Genomic DNA, 9,869 nt, shown 5'->3' on the forward strand with positions numbered 1-9,869 from the left:
TCATGGGCGGGTGGCATCCACGGCCGGTCGAACACCCGGACCGGCCCTGAGGGCCCGCACCCGCTGCGCGGCCTGCAGGACCTGTTCTTCGCTGAGCTCGCCACGCGCGATGGCTCGGCGCACCCAGCCCACTGCACGTTGCGGCATCAGGGGGTCGTAGCGGAAGAGGTTCTTGACCATGAGCAGGTCGCTGCCGGCGGCCAGCGCCTGCACCACCGCCTGCCTGCGGCCCATGATGCGGCTGATGGCTCCCATGTCCAGATCGTCGGTCACGACGACACCGCGGTAACCCAGCCGCTCGCGCAGCAGGCCGGTGACGAGGGCTGGCGACAGCGTGGCGGGACATCCATCCGGCGCCATGGAATCGAGTCGCAGATGGCCCGTCATCATCAAAGGCGGCGGGTGCGGCGACGCCACGGCGCGCGCGAAGGGTTCCAGTTCGGCCTCGGTCCAGGTGGCCGAGATATCCGCCACGCCGTCGTGGCTGTCGCTCACCGCCCGGCCATGACCGGGAAAGTGCTTGGCGGCACACAGGATGCCGGCGCTCGCAAAGCCGTCCACGAAGGCCTGCGCATAGCGCGCGATACATTCCGGGTCGGTGCCGTAGGCGCGTCCGAAAACGCCGATGGCCGGATTGCCGGGCTCGTCCACATCCAGCACGGGACCCAGGTTGAGGTTGAAGCCCAGCGTCGCGAGTTCGCGCCCCGCCTGGGCATAGAGTTCGCACGCCTCGTCCGGGGACAGGCCTGCGGCCACCTCGCGCGCCGAGGGCACGCGGGTGAAACCATGCGCTTCGGTCAGGCGCTGCACGACGCCGCCCTCGTGGTCGATGGCCAGCAGCGGCGTGCCCGCGCCGCCGCCAAAGAGCTGCAGCAGGCCCTTCAGCTGCGCGATGCTGCCGACGTTCTGGTGGACGAAGAAGACCGCGCCGACCTGCCCGCGCCGCACCTGTCGCGCCAGCAGCCGCGCCGACGGCGAGGCGCTGCTGGCGCCGTGGAAGCCGACCAGCAGCAGTTCCGATACGGCCGCGGCCAAAGGATCGCGTGCCCTGAACCAGCCGAACCACGCCACCGGGTAGTAAGCCATCCCGATGGCCATGCCCAGGCCCCCACGAGCGATGCGGGCCAGCCGCTTCACGGCGCGCGGCAGCTTCACGCCGCGAGCGCGTCGCGCTGGAGCGCCGCCTCCACCCTGCGCGTCAAATGGTGGGCTAGGAACTCCACCGCCGGCTCGACACAGGCCAAGCCGTGGATGCCGGGGATCTGGTCCAGGCTGACGCCGGCCGGCGATGCGGCCTCGTAGGGCGCCATGCCCGGACCGCCGGGGCGCAGCGGGTTGAGGAAACTGTCCTGCGCGCAGATCAGCGCGACCGGTCCCGCATAGGGCTGCGGCCGGCCGGGCTCGATGAGCACCAGCAACGGCACGCTGCGGCCTTCGGCCTGCAGTTGCTCGGCGATGCTGCGCACGATGGCGCCGCCCTGGCACACCCCCGCCAACAGCACCGGTCCGCTCGGCGCGATCGCCGTGATCTCCTGCGCATAGCGGGCCGCCAGCTGGCGGATGCCGCCCGGCCCGTTGTCGATGACCAGATGGCCGGAGCGCATGCCATGGACGCGATAGCCCGGTGCCAGACGCGCGGCCAGCGCGGTGAACTCGGTCTCCATCTGGCAGCAGAGGAACAGCGCCCGCGGCGCGTCGGCCGGCCCCAGCGTGCTGGTCAGGTACGCAGGCGAAAGCCGCTCGCCCGGCCAGTGGCCGCAGAGGTCCCGCATGCGGCTGTAGATGCGGCTGGCGGTGAAACCCTGCCCGGCGGTAGCGGCTGCATCGCGGTGCCACAGCAGCTCGTCGAGGTGCGTGGCCATCTGCGGCAGCGGGCCGATGCGGCCGAAGTAGCCCGGTGGCACGGTGACGTCGAAGCGCTCCTCGATCCGCTGGATCAGGATCAGCGAGCCCAGGGAATCACCGCCCAGGTCGGCGAAGCGGTCGAGCATGCCCACCGGTTCGGCCAGGCCCAGCGCCTCCTGCCACAGCTGCGCCAGACGCGTCTCGGTTTCGGTGCGCGGCGGCCAATGTTCGGGCGCGCGTGTGACTGTGCGGCTGCCGTGTTCGGCCACCAGGCGCTGCCGGTCCTTCTTGCCGCTGGGCGTGAGCGGAATGGCCGGCACCTGCTGGATGCGCGAAGGCACGGCGCTCTCGGGCAGCCATTCGCCCAGCTGGCGTGACAGCGCGGCGAGGTCGGGCGCGGAATCCGGGTCCGCCTGCACGAAGCACAGCAGCGCCGGGCGCGGGTCTTTAACGAGGCACACCGCAGCGTCGACGATGCCCTGCGCCCGCATCACCACGCGCTCGATCTCGCCGAGTTCGATCCGCACCCCGTGCATCTTCACCTGCGTGTCGGCGCGCCCCACAAAATGCAGCAGGCCGTCGGTGTCGCAACGCACTATGTCACCGGTGCGGTAGACGCGCAGCGCACGCACCCCGACGCGCACCGTGACGAAGCGCTGCGCCGTCTCTTCGTCGCGCCCGATATAGCCTGCCGACACCCCGGCGCCCGACAGGCAGAGCTCGCCCAGTTCGCCCGCAGCCACGGGCCGCAGGAACTCGTCGAGCACATGGGCCCGCACATGCGCCATCGCCTTGCCGATGGTGATGCGCGCCCCCGCTTCGCACCGGGCCGCCGTCGCGTACACCGTCGCTTCGGTGGGCCCGTAGACGTTGAAGAAGCGCCGCCCCGGCGCCCAGTCCTCGACCAGTTCGGGCGGGCACGGCTCGCCGCAGGCGATCACGCAATCGAGCTGCGGCAACGGCCGCGGTGCCGCGCTCGCCAGCAGGCTCGGCGTGACGCACAGATGGGTCGCGGCCATGACCTCGAGGGCGTCGGCCAGACGCTCGCCGCCCAGGGGCCGGGTGCCGGCGACCGCCAGGGTCGCGCCGCCGCACAAGGTCGCGCAGATTTCGGCCAGCGACACGTCGAAGCTGGGCGAGGTGTTGAGCAGCATGCGTGCGCCAGGAGCCAGCGCGAAGCGCGGCACGCAGTCGCCCAGCAGCGCGGCCAGCGCCGAATGATCGATGCGGATGCCCTTCGGGTAGCCGGTCGAGCCCGAGGTGAAGCACACATAGGCACCGCTGCGCAGGCGCGGCGGCGGCGGCACCCTGCCGCCGGTGGCGCGCAGTGCGTTCGTGGTGAGGACGGGCCCCGTCGCCGTCTGCGCAGGCGCGACCAGCGCGGCCGCCCCGGCCTGCGCCAGCATGTAACTGCGACGCGCCTCGGGCAAGGTGGGGTCCAGCGGCAGGTAGATGCCCCCTGCCTTCATGACGCCGAGCAGGGCCACGATCAGCTCGGCACCCAGCGGCAACGCCACGCCGATGGTCGCGCCCGCCAGCGCGCGCGCGCCCAGCCCGGCAGCGAATTCGTCGCTGGCGCGGTCCAGTGCGCCATAGGACCAGGTGCCGTCGCGCCCGGTCAGCGCGGGTGCGTCGGGTTGCCTGCTGGCAACGGCGCGAAACCGCGTCACCACGGTGCCGCGCCCGTGCAGGGCCTCGGCGAAGCGCTGCGTCCAGCCGCGCGACACCGGCACCGGTACCGCCGCCGGCGTGGGCGCTGGCGACACCGGCGGCTTCGGCTGCCGCAGTTGCGAATGCAGCCGCTCGGCCACGCCGGCCATGCCGCCGCCGCCCATCACCAGCAGCAGATCGCCACTGCGCGTGTCCTGTTGCACATGGCGCACGAGGTCTGCGGCATCGGCACGCGAGATCACCGCCATGCCGAGCCCACGCAGCCCTTCTGCGATGGCCGCGCTGCCGGCCGATTGCGCGCGCTCGCCGTCATCGTCCACGTCGAGCAGCAGCACCCGGTCGGCCAGCGCCAGACTCTGAACGAACTCGGCCTGCAAGCGCTGGACGCGGGAGTGGAGCAAGGGCTGGAAGGCGGCGACCAGACGGCGTTCGGGTGCTACGGCGCGCGCGGCCTGCAGCGTCGCCGTCACTTCGGCCGGGTGGTGCGCATAGTCGTCCACCACGCGCACGCCCGCCGCCTCGCCAAGTTCCTGCCAGCGCCGCGCCACGCCCGTGAAGCGCGCGAGCCCGCGCGCCATCTGCGCCGGTGCCACGCCCAGCAGGTGGCAGACCGCGATCGCCGCCAGGGCGTTGCGGCGCATGTGGTCCCCCGGTTGACGCAGCGCGATGGGATCCCACTGCAGCCCGTGCACGCAGGGGGCGAAAGGAGCCGGACCGGCTGGCGCCCAGACCGCTTGGCGGTCGTCCAGCCCGAAGGTGGTGCATCGGGCCGCCGGCAGCGCCAGCCGCGCAATGCCGGGGTCTTCACCGGACACGACCACCGCCTGCGCCCGGTTGGCAAAGGCGGTGAAGGCCTCGTCCAGCGCCGCCTGCGAGGCATAGTGGTTGACGTGCTCGTCGTCGACGTTGGTGATGACGGCGATGTGGGCCGTCAACGCGTCGAGGTTGCGAAAGGCCTCGCACGCTTCGGCGACGAAGAGTTCGGGGCCGCCGGGGCTGGCGCGCCGGTCGCCTAGGCAGGGCACGTCGGCGCCGAGCGCGAAGCCAGGGTCCAGGCCGGCCTCGTCGAGGATGCAGCTGACCATGGCGCTGGTGGTGGACTTGCCATGGGAGCCGGCCACCATGACCGCGCGACGGCCTTCGCGCAGCAGGTCGAGGCATTCCGCGCGGCGCAACACCACGATGCCGCGCCGGCGTGCCGCTTCGATCTCCACGTTGCCCGCGGGAATGGCGTCGCTCACGACCACCAGTTCGGCGCCGTCGATGTTCGCTTCTTCATGCGCGTATGCAATGCGCGCGCCGGCGTCCGCCAGCCGCTCGACGACGGCCGTCCGGGCGCGGTCGCTGCCGCTGACGGCACGACCCGAAGCCAGCAGGTACTGCGCCAGGCTGGCCATGCCGGCACCACCGATGCCCACCAGATGAACGCGTGCAGGTACCTTCATCAGAAGCCCCCGATGTCGCCCTGCTGGGCATAGGTGCCGATGGCCACCAGTTCGCGCAGCACGAAGGCGCGGCCGCTCTCGGTCTGCCACCAGGTCGAGGCCGGCGGGTCATCGGGGTGCTGCGAGGGCTGCATGACGAGACGCACATGGGCCGGCCAGTGGCGCCGCGCCGTCATGAGCGCCCTGCGGGCGTGGTACGGCTTGCTGACCACCGCCACCGTGCGCACCTGCTGCCAGCCCAGTTCGCGCTCGATGAGCGGTGCCGAGAAGACGAAGTTCTCGCGGGTGTTGGTGGATTCGGTCTCGAGCAGGATCGCCGAGGCAGGCACGCCGCGTTCGAGCGCGTAGTCGCGAAAGCGCTGCGCCTCCGGCACGGCCTGCGGCGAAGGGCCGTGGCCCGAGACGAGGATGCGCGGCGCAAGGCCGCGCGCATGCAGTGCGATGGCGGGGTCCATGTTCGTGGGCGTCGGGCAGCCGAGCACGAAGCACAGGTCCACAGCCTGCGGCGGATCCTGGACGAACAGGAAGCGCGTGATGGCCTCTCTGGAGTCGAGAGGGCCAAGGTCTTGCAACGGGGGGACGGAAGGGTCGGAAGCCGACCCGCGGACGCGCGCGAGGCGCTCACTCAAACGCCTGAACATCACGCACGGGCCCTTTATCCGGAGGGAGAAACCGACTGTAACATTCACGCGCTCGCCGAGGGCCTTGGCCATGCTGGCACACGGCCCCTCAGCCGTCCTTCGACGCTCAGCGACCTGTCATGTTCTCGGGAATCACCCACGCATCGAACTGCTCGGCCGTGAGATGCCCCGAAGCGATGGCCGCTTCGCGCAGGCTCGAGCCTTCCTTGTGCGCCTTCTTCGCGATGTACGCCGACTTGTCGTAGCCGATGTGCGTGTTGAGCGCCGTCACCAACATCAGCGAGCGTTGGACCAGTTCCGTGATGCGCTCGCGGTTGGGTTCGATGCCCACCGCGCAGTGGTCGTTGAAGCTCACCATGCCGTCGGCCAGCAGGCGCACGCTCTGCAGGAAGTTGTGGGCCACCATCGGGCGGAACACGTTGAGCTCGAAGTTGCCCGAGGCGCCGCCGATGTTGATGGCGACGTCGTTGCCGAACACCTGCGCGGCCAGCATCGTGACGGCTTCGCTCTGGGTCGGGTTGACCTTGCCCGGCATGATCGACGAGCCGGGTTCGTTCTCGGGGATGCTCAGTTCGCCGATGCCGCTGCGCGGGCCGCTGGCGAGCCAGCGCACGTCGTTGGCGATCTTGTTCATGCTGGCCGCCAGCGTCTTGAGCGCGCCGTGGGCGTGCACCAGCGCATCGACGCTGGCCATGGCTTCGAACTTGTTGGGGGCGGTAATGAAAGGCAGGCCCGTGAGCCTGGCCAGTTCGGCTGCCACCTGTTCGGCGTAGCCCTTGGGCGCGTTGAGACCCGTGCCGACGGCCGTGCCGCCCAGCGCCAGTTCGCTCAGGTGCGGCAGCGCGGCACGCACATGGGCTTCGCCGTGCGCGAGTTGCGCCACATAGCCCGAGAACTCCTGGCCCAAGGTGAGGGGCGTGGCGTCCTGCAGGTGGGTGCGGCCGATCTTCACGATGTCGGCGAAGTCCTCGGCCTTCTTCGCGAGCGTGCCGCGCAGCTTGGCGATCGCGGGCAGCAGCTTGTGCGTGATGGCCTCGACCGCGGCCACATGCATGGCGGTGGGGAACACGTCGTTGCTCGACTGGCTGCGGTTGACGTCGTCATTGGGGTGCACCAGGCGCCCTTCGCCGCGCTCGCCGCCGAGGATCTCGCTGGCGCGGTTGGCCAGCACCTCGTTGACGTTCATGTTGGTCTGCGTGCCCGAGCCGGTCTGCCAGACCACCAGCGGGAACTCGCCCGGGTGCTGGCCGGCGATGACTTCGTCGGCAGCCGCCACGATGGCCTGGGTCTTCTTCTCGTCCTGCAGGCCCAGCGCGTGGTTGACCACCGCGGACGCGCGCTTGACCTGGGCCAGCGCCTTGATGATCTCGCGCGGCTGCTGCTCGCCGGAGATGTCGAAGTTCTGCAGCGAGCGCTGCGTCTGCGCACCCCACAGCTTGTCGGCCGGCACGTCGATCGGACCGAAGGTATCGCGCTCGGCACGGGTCTTGGGGGAAGTCGTCATGGTGAGAAAAGCTCCGCAGTCTTGGAAAAAATGCGCCCGCTCGCCGGGTGCAATCCCGAGTATCGCCCCGATAAGAATGGCTCTCATCTGACACGGCCATTGCGCGGGCGACTACAGCACCGTACACCCCGCGCCTTGACATCCATCATGTCAAAAAGTTATGATCGAACGCTTTCGCGGACCTAGAAGTCATGTTGATGACGCTCCGGGTCCCGCCTGCACTACTCGCGGATCTCGAATCCCGTCGCGGTGCCAGGTTGTCCCCGCCGGGCCTTGCCCGGCAAACCGGCCGGATGTTTCCGGCCCCATTGCCACGTCACGCTCTTCCAGGCGGCGCCCCTCGACCAGGCCCGCCGCGCTGCGAATGAAGCATCCGGCGGGCACTGGTTTCGTCGCCATGTCGTCTTCAGTGCCTGTCGGCAGCCCTTGAGGCTCGCCGGGCCATCGCACGCGCCTTTTCACGCGCTTTGTTCGGCAGTTCCATGGGCTGATGGCGTGGCCGTTGCCGCCCTCAGGGGCGGCGCCGTGTTCAACCCTCACACAAGGAGCCCCGCGTTATGGCCAAAGGAATTCTCATCGACCATGTCTTCAAGGTCTTCGGCGACCAGCCGGAACAGGCCCTGGAACTGGTCCGCCAAGGCTTCTCCAAGCAGGACATCCTGGCGCGCACCGGCCAGTCGATCGGCGTGTTCGACGCCACCTTCGAGATCCAGGCCGGCGAGATCTTCGTCATCATGGGGCTCTCCGGCTCGGGCAAATCGACGCTGGTGCGCCTGCTCAACCGGCTCATCGAGCCCACCGCCGGGCGCATCGTCATCGACGGCGCCGACATCAACGAACACTCCGACGCCAAGCTGCGCGCACTGCGCCGCAAGGACATCAGCATGGTGTTCCAGTCCTTCGCCCTGATGCCCCACATGACCGTGCGCGAAAACACCGCCTTCGGCCTCGAGCTCTCGGGCACCGACAAGAAGGCCCGCCTGGCACAAGCCGACCTCGCGCTCGCGCAGGTGGGCCTCGCGGGCTGGGGCGACAGCTACCCCGACGAGCTCTCCGGCGGCATGCAGCAGCGCGTGGGCCTGGCGCGCGCGCTGGCCTCCGATCCGTCGATCCTGCTGATGGACGAGGCGTTTTCGGCGCTCGACCCGATCATCCGCACCGAGATGCAGTCGGAGCTGCTGCGCCTGCAGCAGGCGCAGCGCCGCACCATCGTCTTCATCTCGCACGATCTCGACGAGGCCATGCGCATCGGCGACCGCATCGCGATCATGAAGGACGGCCATGTGATCCAGGTCGGCACGCCCGACGAGATCCTGCGCAGCCCGGCCGACGACTACGTGCGCAGTTTCGTGCGGGGCGTCGATGCGGCGGCCGTGTTCAAGGCCGGGGACATCGCACGCAAGTCGCTCACCGTGGTGAGCGAGCACCCCGAACGCGGCGCGCGCGCTGCCCTGAAGCTGCTCGAGGACCAGGACCGCGACTTCGCCTACGTGACCAGCCCGACCAAGCACTTCCTGGGCGTGGTCTCGGCCGACACGCTGCGCGCCGCGCTCGACGGCCACTCGGGCCCGCTGGGCCTGCAGCGCGCCTTCATCGCCGACCTGCCGCAGATCGACGCCGACGCCCCCGTGGCCGGCCTGATCGGCCAGCTCGCGCAGGCGCCCTGCGCGCTGCCCGTGGTGGCCAGCGACGGCCGCTTCTGCGGCGCGATCAGCAAGACCACGCTGCTCAAGTTCCTCGACCGCGACACGCCGCCGATCGAGGTGGTCGCCCCCAACGCCGCCCCCGCCCTGGCCGCCGAGCCGCACTGACACCGAATTTCCGCAGAAGGACCCCTGAACGATGAACGACAGCACACTGCCTTCCGAGCTGACCACGCCCGACCTGACGACACCGGCCTTGAACACGCCCGCCGCCCCCGCGTCCGTCGACCCCTGGGAGGCCATCTCGGCCGCGCCCGACACCTCCGCCACCAGCGCCTGGCTCGACGCGCCGGCCCACGCGGCCCATCAGCTCGCGGGCTCGGCCGACGCCACCACCAGCAACGGCTTCGCGCTGCACCGCCTCTGGGACGGCTCGCTGCCGGTCGAGGCCTGGATCAACCAGGGCCTGGGCTGGGTGGTCGAACACTTCCGGCCCTTCTTCCAGACCGTGCGCCTGCCCATCGACAGCACGCTGAACTGGGTGCAGAGCCTGCTCACCGGCCTGCCCACGCTGGCCATGATCGCGCTGATCGGGCTGCTGGCCTGGCAGTTCGCGGGCCGTGCGCTGGCCGTCGGCACCGCGTTGGCGCTGCTGGGCGTGGCCATGCTGGGCATCTGGCCCGAAGCGATGGTCACGCTGTCGCTGGTGCTGACCTCGCTGGTCTTCTGCATCGTGATCGGCCTGCCGCTGGGCGTGCTGCTCGCGAGCAGCGACCGCGCCCAGCGCCTCATGCGGCCGGTGCTCGACGCGATGCAGACCACGCCGGCCTTCGTCTACTTGGTGCCGGTGGTGATGCTGTTCGGCATCGGCAACGTGCCGGGCGTGATCGTGACCATCATCTTCGCGCTGGCACCGCTGGTGCGCCTGACCAACCTGGGCCTGCGCCAGGTGCGACCCGACCTGATCGAGGCGGCCCGCGCCTACGGCGCCTCGCCCTGGCAGATGCTGGTGAAGGTGCAGCTGCCGCTGGCCATGCCCTCGATCATGGCCGGCATCAACCAGGCGCTGATGCTGTCGCTGTCGATGGTGGTCATTGCTTCGATGATCGCCGTGGGCGGC

General features: G+C 70.2%; 6 protein-coding genes. 2 read left to right on the top strand and 4 right to left on the bottom strand.

Annotation, left to right across the window (positions count from 1 at the left end; translation table 11 throughout):
- From K0H49_RS25285 to fumC, 4 genes are all read right to left on the bottom strand, one after another.
- Complete coding sequence (locus K0H49_RS25285; RefSeq protein WP_219218528.1) at positions 1-1,155, bottom strand: glycoside hydrolase family 3 protein; 1,155 nt, start codon at positions 1,153-1,155, stop codon at positions 1-3.
- On the bottom strand, positions 1,152-4,961 hold the full coding sequence (gene murC / locus K0H49_RS25290) for a UDP-N-acetylmuramate--L-alanine ligase (RefSeq protein WP_219218532.1): 3,810 nt from the start codon (positions 4,959-4,961) through the stop codon (positions 1,152-1,154). The genes K0H49_RS25285 and murC overlap by 4 nt, the downstream gene beginning before the upstream one ends.
- Positions 4,961-5,533 carry a YdcF family protein gene (locus K0H49_RS25295; RefSeq protein ID WP_219218534.1) on the bottom strand — a complete coding sequence of 191 codons (573 nt, stop codon included), beginning with the start codon at positions 5,531-5,533 and terminating at the stop codon, positions 4,961-4,963. The genes murC and K0H49_RS25295 overlap by 1 nt, the downstream gene beginning before the upstream one ends.
- A 175-nt stretch (positions 5,534-5,708) precedes the next feature.
- The gene (fumC, locus tag K0H49_RS25300; RefSeq protein WP_219218536.1) at positions 5,709-7,106 is read right to left on the bottom strand and encodes a class II fumarate hydratase; all 1,398 of its coding nucleotides are present in this window, start codon (positions 7,104-7,106) and stop codon (positions 5,709-5,711) included.
- A gap of 557 nt (positions 7,107-7,663) precedes the next feature.
- On the opposite strand from fumC, the gene proV reads away from it, so the two are divergent.
- A complete protein-coding gene (proV, locus tag K0H49_RS25305; protein WP_219218538.1) occupies positions 7,664-8,917 on the top strand; it encodes a glycine betaine/L-proline ABC transporter ATP-binding protein ProV in 1,254 nt (417 codons plus the stop codon).
- A gap of 31 nt (positions 8,918-8,948) precedes the next feature.
- Positions 8,949-9,869 (top strand): ABC transporter permease (locus tag K0H49_RS25310; RefSeq protein ID WP_257625118.1); only part of this gene is annotated, 921 nt, incomplete at its 3' end.

It is taken from the genome of Variovorax boronicumulans, from assembly GCF_019352895.1.
In the GTDB taxonomy this organism is placed as follows: domain Bacteria; phylum Pseudomonadota; class Gammaproteobacteria; order Burkholderiales; family Burkholderiaceae_C; genus Variovorax; species Variovorax boronicumulans_A.